The sequence below is a fragment of the Allobosea sp. 10N428 genome (assembly GCF_056394545.1).
This window is the reverse complement of the sequence record NZ_JBFTIC010000040.1, coordinates 1-620: the sequence shown is the minus strand read 5'-3', so window position 1 is coordinate 620 and position 620 is coordinate 1. Positions and strand designations below refer to the sequence as shown.

Here is a 620-nt window from a genome sequence, read left to right as displayed (position 1 = left end):
CTAGAGCGTTTCCGCTGATCGTTGAATCGATTGTGAAGTGACGAGCGTGTTCTGGGCTGATTCAAGCTCCTCGAAGAGGAGTTGGATGATGGCCCGAGCTCTGAGCGACGATCTTCGCGTGCGTGTTCTGAAGGCCTCGGCGGACGGACTGTCGGCACGGCAGGCGGCGGCAAGGTTCGGCGTGGGGATCTCGACGGCGATCCGGTGGATTGCCCGCGCGAGGACAGGCGAGCGGACGGCCCGTCCGCAAGGCCGGCGACGAGGTTCGAGCCTGGATCCGCATGAGGCCTTCATCGTCGGGCTGATCGACGAGCGCCGGGACGTCACGCTGCACGAGATGGCCGGGCAGCTCCTTGCCGAGCGTGCTGTCTCGATCCGCCGCAGCGCGCTGAGCGCCTGGCTTCGCGGGCGGGGCTGGACGTTCAAAAAAAGTCCGCCCATGCACTGGAGCAGGAGCGCCCCGACGTCCTGAAGCGGCGCCGGGACTGGTTCGAGGCCCAGCCCGATCTCGACCCGCGGCGCCTCGTCTTCATCGACGAGACCGGCCTGTCGACCAAGATGGCCCGTTTGCGAGGCCGTGCCCCTCGCGGTGAGCGTTGCCGGGCCGGCATCCCGCACGG

Annotated in this window: 1 pseudogene; it reads left to right on the top strand. The window is 67.7% G+C overall.

The features are described from left to right. Positions 1-88: 88 nt before the first annotated feature. Positions 89-620: pseudogene (locus AC1DDA_RS27410) on the top strand (helix-turn-helix domain-containing protein); the annotation flags it as partial.